The sequence below is a fragment of the Streptomyces sp. NPDC107500 genome (genome assembly GCF_055582785.1).
Map to the genome: position 1 here is coordinate 414,614 of NZ_JBVJPF010000006.1, position 18,380 is coordinate 432,993.

Annotated in this window: 9 protein-coding genes; 7 read left to right on the plus strand and 2 right to left on the minus strand. The window is 75.1% G+C overall.

Annotated features, from left to right (window positions below; genetic code table 11):
* Nucleotides 1–213: 213 nt before the first annotated feature.
* Nucleotides 214–1,566 carry a DEAD/DEAH box helicase gene (locus ACZ67M_RS25470; protein ID WP_469852871.1) on the minus strand — a complete coding sequence of 451 codons (1,353 nt, stop codon included), beginning with the start codon at nt 1,564–1,566 and terminating at the stop codon, nt 214–216.
* Nucleotides 1,567–1,934: 368 nt separating this feature from the next.
* Between ACZ67M_RS25470 and ACZ67M_RS25475 the strand changes: the two genes are divergently transcribed.
* Entirely contained in the window at nt 1,935–3,155 is a 1,221-nt protein-coding gene (locus ACZ67M_RS25475; protein WP_361355824.1) for a metallophosphoesterase, read from the plus strand.
* 13 nt (nt 3,156–3,168) lie between these two features.
* Here ACZ67M_RS25475 and ACZ67M_RS25480 read toward each other — a convergent pair whose 3' ends face one another.
* Nucleotides 3,169–3,912, minus strand: coding sequence for a YqjF family protein (locus tag ACZ67M_RS25480; protein WP_469852872.1), 744 nt, complete (start codon nt 3,910–3,912; stop codon nt 3,169–3,171).
* A 112-nt stretch (nt 3,913–4,024) separates the two neighbouring features.
* Here ACZ67M_RS25480 and ACZ67M_RS25485 point away from each other — a divergent pair, with 112 nt between their 5' ends.
* The 6 genes from ACZ67M_RS25485 to ACZ67M_RS25510 all read left to right on the plus strand — a co-directional run bounded on the left by ACZ67M_RS25485 (nt 4,025) and on the right by ACZ67M_RS25510 (nt 18,294).
* Nucleotides 4,025–5,110: a DNA polymerase III subunit beta family protein gene (locus ACZ67M_RS25485; protein ID WP_469852874.1), complete on the plus strand. Its 1,086-nt coding sequence runs from the start codon at nt 4,025–4,027 to the stop codon at nt 5,108–5,110.
* A 109-nt stretch (nt 5,111–5,219) separates the two neighbouring features.
* Nucleotides 5,220–6,074, plus strand: a complete 855-nt coding sequence (locus ACZ67M_RS25490) for a DUF4132 domain-containing protein (RefSeq protein ID WP_469852876.1) — start codon at nt 5,220–5,222, stop codon at nt 6,072–6,074.
* Nucleotides 6,071–11,182 (plus strand): hypothetical protein, encoded by a 5,112-nt coding sequence (locus ACZ67M_RS25495; protein WP_469852877.1) that lies wholly within the window; start codon nt 6,071–6,073, stop codon nt 11,180–11,182. The genes ACZ67M_RS25490 and ACZ67M_RS25495 overlap by 4 nt, the downstream gene beginning before the upstream one ends.
* Before the next feature lie 133 nt (nt 11,183–11,315).
* Nucleotides 11,316–12,485 carry an ATP-binding protein gene (locus ACZ67M_RS25500; RefSeq protein WP_385795194.1) on the plus strand — a complete coding sequence of 390 codons (1,170 nt, stop codon included), beginning with the start codon at nt 11,316–11,318 and terminating at the stop codon, nt 12,483–12,485.
* Nucleotides 12,486–12,490: 5 nt separating this feature from the next.
* Nucleotides 12,491–16,360 carry a vWA domain-containing protein gene (locus ACZ67M_RS25505; RefSeq protein ID WP_469852879.1) on the plus strand — a complete coding sequence of 1,290 codons (3,870 nt, stop codon included), beginning with the start codon at nt 12,491–12,493 and terminating at the stop codon, nt 16,358–16,360.
* A complete protein-coding gene (locus ACZ67M_RS25510) occupies nt 16,357–18,294 on the plus strand; it encodes a hypothetical protein (RefSeq protein WP_469852881.1) in 1,938 nt (645 codons plus the stop codon). Before ACZ67M_RS25505 ends, ACZ67M_RS25510 begins: the two co-directional genes overlap by 4 nt.
* Nucleotides 18,295–18,380 lie beyond the last annotated feature (86 nt).

Genomic DNA, 18,380 nt, shown 5'->3' on the forward strand with positions numbered 1-18,380 from the left:
TGTACCGCTCCCCGCAACCGCTCGCCCGGGCCCCGATCGGCCACGTCACTGCCGCCGCATCGGCCGCACCCAAGAAGCGGTCGACGACTGTTCTCCCCGGCATGCCGTGGCGAAGCCGAGCCGGCACAGGAAGGTTTCGAGCTGCCTCATGACGCGGACCATCCTCGGCCTGAACGTGGACGAAGACACCGCCAGGCAGCCCCGGAAGCGGTCTCAGCCGCCGCGCCGCACCCGGGCCGCCTTGCGGGCCTCCGCGAGCTTGCGGGCCTCGCTGCTCTTGCGGGACGACGACCTGCCACCGGAACCGCTCTTCGCGTCCTTGGTACTGCCCAGGCCACCGAACGGCACATTGCGGTTCTTGGGGCGCGGTACGGCCGACCCGCCGTCGAGAGGCTTTCCGGAGGGGGCTTTGGCGCCGGTGATCCGACTCAGCTCCGCCTCGCCGGACCGCACGTTGGTGACCTTGGGGGCGACGCCGGCGGCCGCCACGACCTGACTCGTCTCGCGACGCTGTCCCGAGACGACGAGTGTCACGACGGTGCCGGAGCGGCCGGCCCGAGCCGTGCGGCCCGCGCGGTGCAGATAGTCCTTCGGGTCGGTGGCCGGGTCGACGTTGACCACGAGGTCGAGGTCGTCGACGTGCAGGCCGCGTGCGGCGACGTTCGTCGCCACCAGCGCGGTGATCTGCCCGCTCTTGAACTGGGCCAGGGTCCTGGTGCGCTGCGGCTGGGACTTCCCGCTGTGCAGGGCGGCGGCGGCCACGCCGCTGGCCCGCAGATGCCGGGTGAGCTGGTCGACGCCGTGCTTGGTGTCCAGGAACAGCAGGACGCGGCCGTCCCGGGCAGCGATCTCCGTGGTCAGGGCGTACCGGTCCGGGCCGTGCACGACGAAGACGTGGTGCTCGATCGAGGAGACCGCGCTCGACGAGGGGTCCACGGAGTGGACGGCGGGCTCGCGCAGGTAGCTCTGCACCAGCTGGTCGACGTCGCGGTCGAGGGTGGCTGAGAACAGCATGCGCTGCCCGTCGGGACGCACCTGGTCCAGGATCTCTGTGACCTGCGGCAGGAACCCCATGCCACACATCTGGTCGGCTTCGTCCAGGACCGTGATGCGCACCCGTCCCAGTCGGCAGCCCTTGCGCTCGATGAGGTCGTGCAGCCGACCGGGCGTGGCGACGACGATCTCGGCGCCGTCCCGCAGCACAGCGGCCTGCCGTCCGATGGACACACCGCCCACCACGGTCGCGAGCCGCAGCCGCAGTGCCTCGGCGTACGGGGTGAGCGCCTCACCGACCTGCTGCGCCAGCTCCCTGGTGGGCACCAGAACGAGCGCCAGCGGCTCCTTGGGCTGCGCGCGCCGCCCGGCCGTCCGGGCGAGCATCCCCAGGCCGAAGGCGAGCGTCTTGCCGGATCCCGTGCGGCCCCGGCCCAGGACGTCCCGTCCCGCGAGCGCATTCGGCAGCGCCGCCGCCTGGACGGGGAAGGGCACGGTGACACCATGCTCGTCGAGCACCTGCAGAACCTCGGGCGGCAGTCCCAGCCGTGCGAAGGAGGTCACGGCGGGCATCGCCGAAGTTGCGCCCGACGCCTCGGACACACGGTCCTGCTGCCAAGCACCGGCACCTACTGATTCGCTCACAGAAAGCCTTCCTCCGAAAGGACCGTACCGAGGAAGGCGCGGCAGGGAAGCGGCCGCCGATCAGAGATACCCGACAGAGCACCGAACAGCGACACAGCAAAAGCACAACGCTAGCACGGGGCACACCCTCCGCGGCCTCCCGCGCCGCACCGCTTCAGCCGAGGTCGGAAACTCGGCTTCTTCTGGAGCCCGGGGGCGGGTTCCCGGCGTGCGGTGCCCCTCACTGCCGGTCCGGACTGCCCGAGGGCGACCGGATACAGTGCGCGAGACGGCCGCCTTGGTCAGAGAGGGGCAGCGTGACCGACACCAGCAACACCCGATCCGCCGAGAGCGAAGCGCGGACTCCGCGGCAGAGCCGGCTGCACCGCGTGATGCGCTACCTCCCCCTCGTCGCCCCCGTACTCCTGTGGGCCGTGCCCTGCTGGGTGCTCCTGTACGCCGGGCAGCACTGGCCGCTGGCCGTCACGCTGGCCGCCAGCGCGCTGTTCGTGCTCGGCCTCGTCGGGATGCCGCTCGCGATGGCGCGCGGCCACGGCCGGCGTCAGCAGGACCGGGCGGCGATCGTCGGAGACACCCTGCTGGGCGCCGGCTGGATTCTGTTCACGTGGTCCGTCCTGCTCGGCGTCCTCCTCCGGCTCGCCCTGACCGTGGCCGGCGTCGGCGACGGGCAGGACCGGGCCCGCATCGTCACCTGGGCCGTCCTCGGTGTGACCGCCGTACTGCTCGCCTGGGGGTACGCCGAGGCCCGCCGCGTGCCGCGCGTGCGCCGGCTCGACGTGCGACTCCCCCGGCTGGGAGCCGGGTTGGACGGCACTCGCGTCGCCCTCATCACCGACACCCACTACGGTCCCCTCGATCGCGCCCGCTGGTCGGCGCGGGTGTGCGAGACGGTGAACACCCTGGAGGCCGACCTGGTCTGCCACACCGGCGACATCGCGGACGGCACGGCCGAACGCCGCCGCGCCCAGGCCGCCCCGCTCGGGACCGTCCGGGCCACCCATGCCCGCGTCTACGTCACCGGCAACCACGAGTACTACAGCGAGGCCCAGGGCTGGGTCGACCTGATGGACGAGCTGGGCTGGGAGCCGTTGCGCAACCGCCATGTGCTGCTCGAACGCGGAGGCGACACCCTCGTGGTCGCGGGCGTGGACGACGTCACCGCCGAGTCCTCCGGCCTGGCGGGCCACCGCGCCCACCTCGCCGGGGCCCTGGACGGCGCCGACCCCGACCTGCCCGTCCTGCTCCTGGCACACCAGCCCAAGTTCGTCGACCGCGCGGCAGCCGCCGGCATCGACCTCCAGCTCTCCGGGCACACCCATGGCGGCCAGATCTGGCCCTTCCACCACCTGGTGCGCCTCGACCAGCCCGCCCTCGCCGGCCTCAGCGAGCACGGCTCCCGCACGCTCCTCTACACCAGCCGCGGCACCGGATTCTGGGGCCCGCCGTTCCGCGTCTTCGCCCCCAGCGAGATCACCCTGCTGGTCCTTCGCTCCCCGGGCCCGCCCGCGTCGACGTAGGAATCGGTGGGAGTCACGATTTCGCCGCGAGGGCGGGGCGGCCGAGGCGGACGGGGACGCCCGGCGAGTAGAGGACGCTCACCGGGGCACGGGTGGGGGCCTCGATGCCGGCGCCCGCGACCAGGTCCTCGTCACACGTGACGAGCTGGGCCCGGTGCAGAGGCCAGCGGGGATGGTGGTTGGGCAGGTACGCCGCCCCGCCGAAGAACATGTTGTGCATGCCCCAGCGGGCGGTGAGGAAGTGCTCCAGGGCGGTCGGCTCGTGGATGCGTTCGCCGGGCCGTACCGTGATGCGGCTGCGGGCGCCGCGCGGGCCGGGCCAGCGGCGGGAGCTGGTGTAGGTCACGGTGTCGCCGACGGTACGGACACTCATCCGGGACCACAGGTAGGGCAGCCGGAAGGCGACGCGCCCCATCACCACCGGGATCAGCCGCGAGGCGTCCATCGACCGGAAGACCACGCCACGGCGGCCATGGGTGTCCACGCTGTAGAGGCGGACGTTGGTCTCCGGGAACGAACCGAGGTACGGAACCCCGGGCAGCCGGAACCAGCCCACCCTGTGCATCCGGAAGGCGACCAGCCCGACGTACGTGAGCCCGTCGTGCGTGTCGGGGACGGTGCCGCGCGGCATGAGTCCCGCCACGTCGGCGGGATTCACGGCCCAGTGGATGAAGGCGAGGTCGAGCCACTCCTGGGTGAGGAGTGGCACGCGTATCGGTGCGGGAGCGTCGGGAGTGACGGCGCTGGGCTTCTGCACGGCGCAAGAATGGCAGACGCGCGGGCGCCTCCTGCCGGGGGGCCGGGCCGGCCGGGTCGGGATTGACCCTCGACCTGGTCAAGGGCCCAGGGTTCCGGACGTGGAGAGCGAGATGCGCAGCATTGGTGAGATGGCCCGCGACAGCGGACTGGGCGTGAGCACCCTGCGGTTCTACGACCGCGCCGGTGTACTGGTGCCCGCCTGGGTGGATCCGGTGAGCGGGTACCGCTGGTACGCGCCGGGGCAGCTGGACGAGGCCCGGCTGCTGGCGCGGCTGCGGCGGGCCGGGATGCCGTTGGCGGACATCCGGCTGGTGCTGGCCGGCTGGTCCGGCCCGGACACGGACCTCGTGCGCGGACTCCTCCAGGCGCACCTGCGCCGGCTCGAACGTGGGCTGGCCGATGCCCGCAGCGAGTTCTCCGCACTCCGAGTCCTGCTCGACCAGAGGGAGAGTCCCATGACCGCTTCGCCCCGTACCGACTCCGTCCGGCTGTCCGTGCCCGCCGACGGACTGGCCGCCGCGCTCGACGCGGTCCGATTCGCCGTCGGCGCCGACCCCGAGCTGCCGATGCTCGGCGGGGTCCTGTTCGACGTGGAGGGCGACACGCTGCACGTCGTGGCCACCGACCGGTATCGGATGGCCGTCGCGCGCACGACTGCCACCGGGCACGGCGGGCCGCGTGACCAGGTCATCGTGCCCGCCCCGCTCGTGGACGCCATGCGCGCCCTGCTGGGCGGCGACGGGCCCGTCCACCTGGGTGTGGAGGGTGACCGTGTGACGCTGGAGGCCGGGGACGGCCAGGCCGCCGGGCCGCGCCTCGCGTACGACTTCCCCGACTACCGGCGTCTGGTGCGACTGCCGGCCGGACGCCGCGCCGTCGTCGACGTGGCCGCTTTCCGGGCGGCCCTGACGGACGGGCCGGCCCGCGCCGGTGAGGTGCGCGACGAGGGCGGGACCGCGCGGGAGACGAGTGTGCTCGACGTGACGGACGACGGCACCGCAACCGTGTGCGGGGAGGGCGACGAGGGCCGGGACGCCGTCGCCGTCGACCGCGGGTTCCTGCTGGACGCGCTCGCCGCCGCGGGGCGGGACCGGCTGGTCCTGGAGCTGGGCGCCCCCACCGCGCCGCTCGCGATCCGGCGGACCGACGACGAGGGCACGTTCTCGCTGCTGATGCCGGTCCGCCTGGACAACTGAGGGCGGCTCAGGGGTCTCTCCGCCCCGGCCGTCCCTTGCGCCGACGGCGTTGTCAGTGGTCTCGCCTACAGTTTTCAGCAGTTGATCACTGCGGTGCGGGGAGGCACTCATGGGGTGGGTGACGGCCGGGGACTACGAGGTCGCCCTGGACGACGGGAAGGTGGTCTGCCGCAACGCGGCGGGGCGATGGCTGAAGTCGGTCCCGGCGAAGCTCGCGGACGATCCGGCCGTGGTCGGGCTGCGGCAGCTCGTCGAGTGGCTGGATCGGCACGAACGCCAGTGCCTCACCGACGTCGAGCGGTGGATGGTGCGGTCACTGCCCGTCCCCCTCGACGTTCTCACCCGGGTGTGGGCCGACCCCGCCTGGCGGTCCGCGCTGCGCGATCTCGTCGTCACCGGCGCCGACGGCGAGGTCGCGGGCTTCCTGCGGGACGCCGACCCCGAGCGCGGTCTCGGCCTCGTCGACCTCGACGGGGACACGGTGCGCATCTCTCCCTCCCTCGTCCACCTGCCGCACCCCGTGCTCCTCGAAGACCTGGAGGATCTGCGGGAGTTCGCCGTCGAACTCGGCGTGGAGCAGCGGGCCCAGCAGCTCTTCCGCGAGGTGTGGCACCGCCCCGCGGCGCTGGACGCCGACGCCACGTCCGTCGAGGAGTACGCGGGCGGCACGTTCAAGGAACTGCGCTTCCTGCACGGGCGGGTCACCCAGCTCGGCCACCGCGTGCGCGGCGGATACGCCGTCTGCTCCGCCTGGGAGGACGGCCGGAGCGTGGAGGCCCGGGTGTGGGTCGGCGACTACGACAGCTACGAGGAGACCGAGACGGGCCCGCTGACCTGGGCCGACGCCGCGGGACGCGAGCTGAGGCTGGGCCGGATCGGGCCGGTGGCCTGGTCGGAGGGCATGCGCATGGCCGCCGCGCTGTACGCGGGCCGCGACATCGAGGACGAGGAGCGCGCCGCGTGAACACCGTGAACGCCACCGGGGCGGCCGACGCCCGCACCACCGCACGCGGGGGCACCGCCGCAGGTGGGAGCAACGCCGCGGGTGAGGGCACCGCCCCCGACGACGCCACCGTCGCCGCCCTGCTCGACGCCGGGGCGCTCCTGCCGCCGGGCAGTACGGGGCGGGAGGACGCCGACACCCTCACCGTGCGCACGTACAGCCATGCCGCGCTCGGCGACCGCAGCGTCGTCCGGCTCGTGCCCGGCACCCTCGGTGAGGCGGAGGACCTCGCCCTGGACTTCCTCGGACTCGTGCGGGACGGGGAGACCGAGGAGGTCGGGCAGATCAGGCGGGAGACCCTGGGCTTCCCCGCCTGGGCGCTGGTCCACGACCCGGCCAACGGCCACCACGCGCTCGCCCTGGTCAAGGACGTCGAGCGGCTCGCACGCCAGGCCAAGTCCCGCCCCGGCACCGCCAAGGAGGGCTTCGAGGAGCTCGGTGAACGGCTCGGCCGGGCCGTGCCGCACTTCCTGCCCACCTTCTACGAGCAGGCCGCGCGGATCTTCCTCCAGTACGACAACACCACGTACGCCGCGGCTTTCTTCGGCAAGGCCCGTGACGCCGAGCGGGTGCACGCGCTCACCGTCGACGAGGACCGGCAGCGGGCTGTCTTCCTGGAGTTCGCCTTCGCCGGGGCGCTGACGGTCAAGGCGCTGAAGCAGCATGTGAGGGATCTCGCCGACCGGCTGGACGCCGGCGAGGCGTGGGCCCAGTTCCGGCAGTTGGCGGTGGAGCGCTGTGCGGCCGGCATGCCGCCGTACGCGTCCCTCCCGCAGGACGCGCGTGTGCTGATCAAGGCCGCCGGACTGCCCAAGGTGGAGACGGAGGGCGATCTCGTCGCCGACCTGGTCGCCTCGCCCGCCGCGGTCCGGGCGCCCGCCTCGTTCTGGACCGCCTACCGGGCGACGCTGACCGTCCTGGCCGAGCGGCGGCCGGCCGTCCGTGAGCGGTTGCTGGAGATCATGCCGGCCGGGCTCGATCGCGGTGCCAAGAGCGACGAGTTCTGGCTGGCGCTGCTGACCGAGTGCGGCGCCGACCGGCTGCTCACCGGGGAGGACACGACGGTCGCCGTCGACGCCGCGGACTGGCTCGGCCGTTGGGCCGCCCACCGTAAGCACGGGGCCACGACGTGCGACAGCTCCCCCGCCACACTGGCTCTCGTCTCCCGGATGGCGGCCCGGCTCAGGGCCGACGGGCGGACCGTCGACCTCTTCACCGGCCGTCGGCAGGTGGGTGCCGACATCGGCCTGCTGGACCTGTGCGTGGCGTTGGACATCCCTCTCGCGCTGCCGGATCCCGGCACCGAGGTCCACCTCGGGCTGGACCGCTGGGTGCGCGACACCGATCCCGAGCGACGCGATCTGGCGGCCCTGGCGGCGGACGCCCGGCTGCGGCCCCTCCTGCTGAGGGCCGTCGGTGCCACGAGCCAGTACCGGCAGTCGGGCTCGGTACTGGAGCACCTCGCCGACCACCCCGTACTCCGCGACGTACTGCGGGAGTGGCTGGACGGCGCGGTCGGGCAGCTGGCCGACGCGAGGGGACTGCCCGGCGCCCGCGAGGCGCTGCACCGGCTGAGCCCCTTCCGGCCGGTCGCGCCCCGGGTCAACCCGGCAGCCGTCGCCCGAGCCGCCGCCTACGAGACGGCCCCGCTGCTCGCCCGCACCCTGCGGGCCGGCATCCTCGACGAACTCGGCTGGCCCGCCCTCGAAGAAGCCCTGCGGATCCTCGACACCGAGACCCGCCGGAGCAAGGACCGCGACAACTCGCTCATCGTGAACGAGGCGTGGCCCTGCCTGATCCTCAGCCGCGGGCACAAGGCGGTCGTGGTGGGCCCGGACGCGGTTCTCCTCGAACACGACGTGCGCCTCCCGGCCGACCTGGACCGCTGGCAGCGCCCGCAGTTCCGCTACAGCGACGGCGAGCTGCTGGTGGTGTGGTGGCACGACGGCAAGCAGCGCGGCTACTGGTCCAACCGGCCGTCCGAGGTGGTCACACTCACCGGTGAGCGGATCTCGCACTGGTGGCGCAACGACGACGCGGTCGCCCCGTCCATCCCGCTGCCCGACGGGGGCCGGGCCACCGGCGGTCGCACCCTGCACGCCGGCGACACCGTCCTGCCCACCACCCGTCCGGTGATCGGGGACGGCACCTCGTACTGGCGACAGGGCCGGCACGGGCGGCAGCACGTGTGGCTGGAGTACGACCCGGCGACGGGCTCGCACGGGCGCGCGTCCCTGCCCGCCTTCCTGCGCTCCGGCATCCGGGACGGCGCGACGCTGTTGCAGGGCCGGTGCGAGGTGCTGCCCCTGCGACCCGGCCTGGAGCAGAGTCCGTTCGGCACCGACGGCGCCGTGCTCGGCCGCTGGGTGCGTGCCGAGGACGAGGCCGACGAGGCGCGCACGACCACGGGGACACCCGACGGCCGCACCGTCACGCTCACCGCCGCCCGGCACGGCGAACGTCTCGTCCCGCTCGGTGCGCTGCGGCTGCCCGGCGCCGCCCCCGTCGTCGCCCGGACCCGACGCCAGATCACGCTGTTCGCGCAGGACGACGGTACGCGGGCCGGTGAACTCGGCCGGGTGACACCGCACGAGCGCGGCGGTGAGTTCGCCGCCGGCACCCCGCTGGTGCCGCCGGTCGCCTTCTGGCACGCCCTGCGCCCCCGGGACGAGAGCGCGTCGGCGGTACTGCGGACCTGCACCGACGAACAGGCCGCCCAGGTACTGAGCGAGGCGGCGCGCGCACTCGCCGACCGGCAGGCGCTGGTGAAGGCCGCGGGCGAGGGCGACGGGCCGGACGGCGGCGCCACCGCGGTCAAGCCCACCGTGCCGTCCGCCGAGGAGGTCGTGCGGCAGACCGTCTCCCGGTCTCTGCCCGGCCTCACGGACCGGCGGATCCTGGCCGGTGTGACGGCCCTGGTCCGCACGACGCTCCAGATCGCCGACACGGTCGACAGGTTCGTGACGCCGCCCGCCGAGCAGCCGAAGCGGGAACGGAAGCGGACCGAGGGCATGTTCGCGGACTACCGCCCCGAGCACGGCGACGACCACACCCTGCGCACGGCCACCCGCGGTCTGGCCCACATGTGGGGGGTCTGGGGCGGCGACCACCAGTGGACGGCACTGCGCCAGATCCGCGCCGTGAACCACGTCCTCTCGGGACGTCCCGCCGACGGCAGGCAGTTGCCCGACCGCACCCGTCTGGACGCCCTCGGCGACGGCTGGCACAGCGACGAGCACACCGTACCGGGCATCGGCCTGGTGTGGCCGTCCCTGCTGACCGTGGTGCGGCCGCTGGCCTACCGGGCCGCGGCGCCCACCGTCCCCGCGGCCGAAAGGCAGGCGCTGCTCCTGCTGTTCGAGGCCCTGGGCGAAGGGCCGCTCGCCGCACCCGGGCACGGACTGCGGGAGATCGTCCTGAGCGAGCCGCAGGACAAGCGCAGCCAGCGGGAGCGGGCCGGGCAGGTACTGCGCCGGGACGGCCGGACCGTGGTCGTCCTCGGCTGCCAGAACATCGACTACGGGCGTGAGCGGGTCAACTGGCTGGCGCTCGACCACGATCCGACGGGCGTGTTCGGGGCCGTCGCCCACTTCACGCTGGAGCGCGAGACGCGGCACACCCCGGGCCTTCCCGCCGGCACACTCGCCGCCGTCACCCGGTTGGTCCGGGACAAGGGGGCCGCGCCCTGGCAGCCGGAGGCGCCCACCGCACTCGCCGCGTCGGCGCAGGGCGGGGTGGGACCGCTCCAGGCCACGGTCCTCCTCGCCGGACAGCCGGAGCAGCTCGACGCCGAGACCCTGGCCGCGGTGGGGCTCAAGTCCCGTCAGCTGGACGCGGGCAATGCCATGCTGAACACGCTCCCCGCCACGGAGCGGGCCGCGCTCGTCGGCGCTCTGCTGCCCGACGACCCGGCCGAGCTGTGGACGACGGGGCCGGACACGGGTGCCGCGGGCCGGACGTGGGCCGCGCGCCTCGGTTCTCTCGTCCGTGTGCCCGAGGACCTGGCTCCCGCGCTCGACGGTCTGCCGACCGGGTCCGCGGAGGCGGTCCTCAACCCGGCTCGCACCGCGTGGCTCAGCCGTACCACGGTCCAGCGCCCCGACCACGACGGCCGGCTCGTCGCGGAGGACCCCGCCGCCGTGCCCGGACGCCACGCTCTGACCGGCGCGGTCGCCACCCTCACGTCACTCGCCTACGCCCTGCCCTACGGCCATCCCCTGCGCGCTGCCCTGCCGGAGGGCCTGGCCGCGCTGCGCCGCCGCCTCGCCGACCCGGGTCTGCTGCTCGACCTGGACGTCGGGTGGACGGAGAAGGGCGGCACCACCGCCGCCGAGCTGCGGAAGGCCTACGGTCTGCCCACCACCGGGGGCGCCGACGCGGACGGGACGGTGCGGGTCGGCGAGGCTCTCGTCCTGCGCCCCTGGCACGGCGACAACGAGACCGTGCTGGTGCGTCCGGCGGGCCTCACCGGGCCGGACGACGCCGTGTTCAGGCTGCTGGAAGGGCTGGTGGGTGCCGCACGCGGTTCCGGCATGCGGGCCTTGCGGTCCGTCCTGGGTGAGGAACTCGCCCGTGCCCTGGCCGCCGGTCAGGACCCCGCGGGGCCCGCCGGGCCCGCGCAGGACCCCACGGTGAGCGTGCCCGCGCTCGTGGCGGAGGTCGCGTCGGAGCACGGCCTGAGCGAGGACGCGGCGGCGCTGTACCTGCAACTGCTCGCGCTGCCCGACCCGACGGACCGCAACTGCGCCCGGTGGACCGGGTGGCGGCCCGCCCGGATGAAGAAGGCCCGGGCCGAACTCGCCGCCACGGAGCTGGTGGTCGAGGCCAAGCGTTCCCGGGCCGGCCGTTCCCTCTTCCTGCCGTGCGGCTGGCGCGACCTCAAGGCGCCCGCCCTGCCGGTGGAGACGTGGAAGGAGGGTCTCTACCCGGTCCGCGAAGGGCTGCGCGCCGTTCCGCCTTTCCCGGTACCCGAGTTGTTCGCACGTGCCTGGGACCGGGTGCGGGCACAGGACGCGCCCGCCTACCAGGAACTCACCACCCGCGCCACGCGGAAGGGCCGCCGCCGATGACGACCGTGCACCCGCCCGGCCAGGCACCCGCACCCGCATCCCCGCCCGCACCCGCACCCGCAGGGGCGGCGTGCCCGCGCCCGCCACGCGACCGCTCCACGCCCTCCGTCCGAGCCCACCGGAAGATCCCTCGATGACCGCCACCCTCTCCCCCGACACCACCCGCCAGATCGTCCCGCCCGAGGACCGGTACGCCACCGAGCTGGCCTTCCTCGCCGCCTACGACGACGGCCCGCGCCCTCCCGCCTGGCGGCTCACGCCCCGGGCCGTGGTCACCTTCGTCATGGGCAGCGACGACCGCGCCCTGCGGCTGCCCGACGACGCCCGGGCACCCGTGGGCGTACCCCGCCGGATGGTCGTGGAGGGCAAGTTCGTCGGCGACCGGGCGCTGGTGGAGCGGTGCGTCGTCACGCTCGCCGGGGAGCGCGGCCTGCTGCTGGTGGGCGAGCCCGGTACCGCCAAGTCCATGCTGTCCGAGTTGCTGTCGGCGGCCGTCTGCGGCACGAGCGGGCTGGTCGTGCAGGGCACGGCCGGTACGACCGAGGACCAGCTCAAGTACGGCTGGAACTACGCCCTGCTGCTGGCCCAGGGCCCCAGCCGCACGGCCCTCGTCCCCTCCCCCGTCCTGACCGCCATGGCCCGGGGCGGCATCGCCCGGGTCGAGGAGGTGACCCGCTGCCTGCCGGAGGTGCAGGACGCCCTGGTCTCCCTGCTCTCCGAACGGCGCATCGCCGTCCCGGAACTCTCGGGCACGGACGACGCCCTGGCGCACGCCGCGCCCGGTTTCAACCTGATCGCCACCGCCAACCTGCGGGACAAGGGAGTCTCCGAGATGTCGGCGGCCCTCAAACGCCGGTTCAACTTCGAGACGGTCGGCCCCATTCCGGACCTCGACGCCGAGACGGCACTGGTCCGCAGTCAGGCGCGGGCCTCGGTCGAGCGTGCCGGAGCGCCCTTCCAGGTGGACGAGGCCGTCCTGGAGGCGCTTGTCGTCGCCTTCCGTGACCTGCGTGAGGGGCGTTCGGCGGAGGGCTGGGAGGTCGAGCGGCCGTCCACCGTGATGAGCACCGCCGAGGCCGTGTCCGTCGCGGGCGCGCTCGGGTTGGCGGCGGCCTACTTCCCCGGGGACCGGGACGTACTCGGGCTGCTCCCGGGGCACCTCCTCGGCGTGGTCCGCAAGGACGACCCGGCCGACGCGGCCCGGCTGCGCGGCTACTGGGACGGTCCGGTCCGGCGCCGCGCGGAGCAGGGTTCGGCCACCTGGCGCACCCTGTGGGACCTGCGCACGGTTCTGGAGGGCTGACACCCGTGTCCGTCTCTCCGCCCGTCCCGCGCTCCGCGTCGCCCGCCCCGCTCTCTCCCCCGCCGTCCCCGGACGAAGGGGTGGCCGCGCTCACCGACCCGGCCGCGCCCTACCTCATCGGCGTACGGCACCACGCGCCGTCGCTGGCCGCGGCCGTGCCCGCGCTGCTGGACGCGGCCGCGCCGGACGTGCTCCTGGTCGAGCTGCCCGCCGAAATGCAGGAGTGGCTGCCGTGGCTGGGACACGAGGAGACTAGGGCTCCGGTGGCCCTCGCCGCCGCCGGTCCGCGGGAGGGAGGGGGGCCGGCCTTCTATCCGTTCGCCGACTTCTCCCCCGAACTGGCCGCCGTGCGCTGGGCCGCCCGGCGCGGTGTCCCGGTCGTCGCGTGCGACCTGCCGCTGGCCGACCGCGCGTGGCGTGCGGGGAGGCGGCCGGGCGCGCCCGCCTCGCCCACGGCGCCGGAGGCCCCCAGCTCAGGGCTCACCACCGCCCTCCGGGCCCGGCTCACCGGCCGCCCCGGTGAGGACCTGTGGGACCGTCTCGTCGAGGCCACCGCTCCGGGATCCGAGCCGGAGGCGCTGCGCCGCGCCGCGCTCCTCACGGGGTGGGCCCTGCGCGAGGAGGCCGTGTCCTCGGGAGGGGTGCCCGAACTGGATCTGCGGCGGGAGGGCTGGATGCGGTCCCGTCTGGCCGCCGCCACCGTCGACGGCGCGCGGGCCGCCGTGGTCGTCGGCGCCTTCCACGCCCCGGCGCTGCTGTCCCCGGACAATGCGGCCGAGGCGGCCGGTGCCGCCGAGGTGGCCGATGCGGCCGGTGCCGTGCCGGGTGCTCGCGGCGACGCCGAGCCGTCCGAGTGGACCACCTCCCTGATCCCGTACACCTACGCACTCCTGGACGAACGGTCCGGGTACCCGGCGGGCATCCGGGACCCCGAGTGGCAGCATCTGGTGGTGCGGGCGGCGGGCGACCCGGACGCCTTGGAGGAGGCGCTGACGCGCGCGGCGGTACGGGTGTGTGCGGAGCTGCGCGGCCTCGGGCATCCGTCGGGGCCCGCGGACGCGCGCGAGATCACGAGGCTGGCCTCGGACCTGGCCCGGTTGCGGGGGCTGCCCGCGGCCGGCCGGGGCGAGCTGGTCGAGGCGATCCAGACGGTGCTCGCGCAGGGCGAGCCGTACGGCAGGGGGCGGGCCGTCGCCCGCGCGATGGAGCGCGTCCTGGTCGGCGACCGCGGCGGCCGTCCCGCGCCGGGCGCGCCGCGCAGCGGACTCGCTCCGGCGGTCGAGACCGAGCTGACGAGACTGGGACTGCCCGGCCCGAGGCCCGACGGGACCACCCCTGGAGCAAGGGGTGGGACGAGTGCACCGAACGCGACGGCCAAGGAGCTGCGGCTGGACCCCCTGCGTTCCGGCCTCGACCGTGACCGCGACCTGCTGCTGCGGCGCCTGACGGTGTGCGGGGTGCCGTACGGCGAGCTGAGGGGCGTGGTCGGTGCGGGCGGCGCCGAGGCGTTGACGACGCGGTGGGAGGTGCGCTGGACCCCGGCGACCGAGGCCGTGCTGTCCGCGGTCGGTGTGCACGGCGTCACGCCCGCTCAGGCCGCCGAGGGTGTCCTGCGCGAGCGCCGGCGGACGGAGCGCGACGAGGGCGGTCCCATGGCGGCGCAGACGCTGGACGGACTTCGGCAGGCGGCGGAGTGCGGCCTGCCCGAGCTGACGGACGCCCGTCTGGCGGAGGCCGCCGACGTGCTGCCCGCCTCGGCCACGCTGCCCGAACTCCTCACCGGGCTGGGCCTGCTGGACCGTTTGCGCGCGGGGCACGTCGCGGGGCTCGGCCTCGACAAGGACCGTGCGGTGCGGGCCGATGCCGTGGCCGACGTTCTCACCGCGGCCGCGGTGCGCCAGGTGGAGGGTCTCGCCGGTGCCGAGGACCCGGCGGACGCGCACGCGCTGCTGGAACTCGCGCACCGGGCCGACGTCCTCGGCGGTGTACGCCTGACCGACGCCCTGGCCCGGCTCGCGCGGGAGGGATCGCCCCTGATGCGTGGCGCCGCCGGGGCGGTGCGGGTCCTGCTGGGGCACGAGGACCCCGACGTCCTCGGCCGCCGCGTCGCCGCCTGGGTCGACACGGCGACCGACCGCGAGTCCCGCTCCGCGCTCACCGCGCGGCTCACGGGTCTGCTCACGGCCGCGGGCCCACTGCTGGAGTCCGCGGCACCGGCACTGGAGCCGCTGCTCGACCGGGTGTCCGGGCTGTCCGACCGGGACTTCCTGCACCGGCTGCCGGCCTTGCGCGGCGGCTTCGACACGCTGAGCCCGGCCGCCCGCGACCGGCTTCTCTCGGCCGTGGAGGAGCGCCTGGGCATCGGCGGTGCGGCCGACCGGGCGCAGCGGGCCCACTTGGCCGACCTGGGTCGCGTGGACCCCGCCGCCCTGGCCGTGTGGACCCGCGCGGACCTCACGGCGCGGGCCACGCTGGGCGGCCTCGGCCTACTGCCCTCGCCCACCCGGCCCGCGGAACCGGCACCGCCCTCTCCTGAGCCCTCAGTACGGCCCTCTTCTCAGCCTTCAGCTCCGCCCTCCCCTCAGCGCTCAGCACCGCCCGCGGCACCGACCCACACCTCCACCCCCACGCCGCCCGCGACACCGACCCACGACCCCGCCCCCACGCCGCCCTCGATCCGACCCACGACCCCGCCCCCTCATCCAACGGATCCCTCAGCAGCTTCCGCAACGGACGAGCCCTACGACACCGCGCTTCAGCACCTCGCCCCCGTCGACCGCTGGCGGCTCGTACTCGGCCGCCGCACCGACCAGTTGCCCCCGTCGGCCGGCGCACCGGCCACCGCGCTCGACGAGTTGTACGGCAGCGGGCGGGGCGAGGGCAGCCGGGGTGAGCTGAACGGCCCCGGGCGGGACGGCGGCGGTGGCGGCCGGGAAGCCTCCTACCCGAGCGTGCGGGAATGGTCGGAGGAGCTGAGGGCGCTGTTCGGCCCGGGTGTCCGCGAGGAGGTGCTGGCGGCGGCCGCCGCGGCGGGCCGACCGGACGTCCTGGCCGAGCTCGACCCGGACAGTGTGCGACCGTCCGTCGACCTGCTGCGCACGGTCCTGCGGCACGCGGGTGGTCTGCCCGAGGCACGGCTGGCCGCGCTGCGGCCACTCGTCCGGCGTCTGGTGGAGGCGTTGACCAGGCAGTTGGCCACGCGGCTGCGCCCCGCGCTGCACGGCGCCGTCCTGCCGCGGCCCAGCCGCCGTCCGGGAGGCGGCCTCGACCTGCCCCGCACCCTGCGGGCCAACCTGGCCTCCGCACGCCGTGGACCGGACGGCAAGGTGCTGGTCGTTCCGGAACACCCCGTCTTCCGTACCCGGGCCAGAAGGGCCGCCGACTGGCGGCTGATCCTCGTGACGGACGTGTCGGGGTCGATGGAGGCGTCCACGGTCTGGGCCGCCCTCACCGCGTCGGTACTGGCCGGAGTACCCACACTGTCCACGCATTTCCTGGCCTTCTCCACAGAGGTCATGGACCTCACGGACCACGTCCACGACCCGCTGTCCCTGCTGCTCGAGGTGAGCGTGGGCGGCGGTACCCACATCGCCGCGGGGCTGCGGCACGCCCGCGAACTGGTCACCGTGCCGTCTCGCACACTCGTGGTGGTCATCAGCGACTTCGAGGAGGGCTATCCCGTGGGCGGCCTGCTCGCCGAGGTCCGCGCCCTGGCCGGGAGCGGGTGCCACGTCCTGGGCTGTGCGAGCCTCGACGACACCGGCCGGCCCCGGTACTCGACCGCGGTCGCCGGGCAGCTCGTCGCGGCGGGCATGCCGGTCGCCGCCCTCAGCCCTCTCGAACTCGCCGGCTGGGTAGGGGAGAAAATCGGATGAACGCGCACCTTCCGGGGGTCGCCCCCTCGGTGACGGCCCAGCTCGTCGCGGCACTGACGCCCAGGCTGCGCAAGCGGCTCGACGCGGGTGTCGCGAAGGTGGCGGCACGGCCGGTGGCCCGGGAGGGCGACATGGTGCGGATCGCCCTGGACGACGACACCGACCTCGAACTGCACGCCCCCGACGGGGTCGTGACCAGTGCCGAGGGGATCCGCTGCGGGTGCCTGCTCGCGCCCGACTGCCTGCACCGGGCCGCCGTCGCCTCCGCTGCCCCGGTCGCCGACCCCACGGCCCCGCCCGCCACGGCACCCCCCGCGACGGACCTCCAGGAGCCCGCACCCCCCACTGAGCCCTCCGCCCCTCCGGAAGCGGCCACCCCGGCCCAGCGCACCGCCTCGGCCGCCCTGCACGACGCGGCGGCCGCGGTGCTGGAGGCCGGTACCGACGGAGCCGGTGCCGTGCTTCAGGCGGAGTTGCTGCGGGCGGCGCACACCGCGCGGCTCGCGGGGCTGCCCAGGGCCGCGGGCCGGGCCGTCGCCGTGGTCACGGCGTTGCGGGCGGCGCGCGGCGGCGACCCCGACTACCGACTCACCGACCTCACGGCGGCCCTGCGTGACGTCCTGGTGCTGGCGCACCGCCTCCCCGACGCCACCGGTCCCGAACTCGCCGAGCTGCGCGGCAGCGTACGGCAGCCGTACAGCCCGGACGGCTCCCTGCGCCTGTACGGGGTCTTCGCCGAGCCGGTCCTCTCCGCGACCGGATACGCGGGCGCCGTCACCTGGACCGCCGACGCTGCGGGCCGCCTCTACACGGTCTCGGACGTGGCGCCGGGCGGCGCCGAGCGGGCCACGGGTGCGGCGGACCGTGCCGTGCGCCTCGGCGACACGGCACTGACGCACCGTGAACTCTCCCGCGCGGGACTCGCCGTGTCCGGGGCGACCGTCTCCCCGGCGGGCCGCCTCGGCGCGGGCGCGGGCGTACGGGCCGTGCGCGCGTCCGGCGTCGACTGGGACGCCGGACCCCTGGACCGCCTGTGGGCGGTACCGGTGCCGGAGCAGATCTCCCGCGCCCTGAGGGACGACCGGGCCGGAGGGGAGGCGCGGGAAGACCGTGACCTGCTCTTCCTCGACGTCACGCTCGTCGGCACCGTCCGTGAGGCGGCGGGTGAGTGCCTGGTCGCGGACTGCGGCGGGCTCCGGCTCCGGCTCGCCGCCGCACACGACCATCCGGCGCTGCCCCACCGCGAGAACCTGCGCCTCCTCGCCTCCGTGCCGGGCGCCCGGCTGCGCGTCGTCGCCCGGCTCACCCCTGGCCCGCTCCCCCGCGCCACGCTGCTGGCCGTGAGCCATCCCAACGATCCCGGCGGACGCGTCGATCTCGGCCTGGACCGCCTCCGCCGCGCCGACCTGCCCACCGTGCCGCTCCAACAGGCACGGCCGTCGCACGAGCCGTCACCCCAGCCCCCGCCACCACACGACACCCCGCCCCACGAGCCCCCGCCCGCCATCGACGACGCCCCGGTCCACCTGCTGCGACGCCGGGTCATGCAGGCCGTTTCCGGAGGGCGCCGCGTGCTGGCGTTCCCCGGCGACCGGGCCGCCGAGGTCGCACGGTTGCGGCGGTACGGCCTGGGCACCGCGGGTGAGTTGCTCGCCGAGCTGCACACCACCGCGGCGGACCGCGCACGCGACCCCTTCGGCCGGCTGCTCCCGGCCGACACAGGCCGGTTCGTCCGCGCCTGGCTCGGCGCCGCCGTCTACACGGAGTCACTCGACCGCGCCCTGTGCGCCGCCGCGTGGGGCGCGGACCCCACCGCGGACTTCACCACGGACCCCACCGCAGACCCCACGGCGGTCCCCACTGGGGCTCCACCGCAGACCGCGGCGGACCCCACCCGGCCGGACGACCCCGCACCCCGGGCCGCCGTGAGGTAGTGGGCCAGCGGCGCCACCCGCACGATCCGCCCGCTGAGCGGCGCGGGTCGCCGTAGTATCGGATGATCTCGTGGGGGAAGGCGGGC

Excerpts from the sequence above, each read along its gene's own strand:
- ACZ67M_RS25470 (WP_469852871.1), bottom strand. The coding sequence starts at position 1,566 with ATGCCCGCCGTGACCTCCTTCGCACGGCTGGGACTGCCGCCCGAGGTT.
- ACZ67M_RS25510 (WP_469852881.1), top strand. The coding sequence starts at position 16,357 with ATGAACGCGCACCTTCCGGGGGTCGCCCCCTCGGTGACGGCCCAGCTC.
- ACZ67M_RS25500 (WP_385795194.1), top strand. The coding sequence starts at position 11,316 with ATGACCGCCACCCTCTCCCCCGACACCACCCGCCAGATCGTCCCGCCC.
- ACZ67M_RS25485 (WP_469852874.1), top strand. The coding sequence starts at position 4,025 with ATGCGCAGCATTGGTGAGATGGCCCGCGACAGCGGACTGGGCGTGAGC.
- ACZ67M_RS25490 (WP_469852876.1), top strand. The coding sequence starts at position 5,220 with ATGGGGTGGGTGACGGCCGGGGACTACGAGGTCGCCCTGGACGACGGG.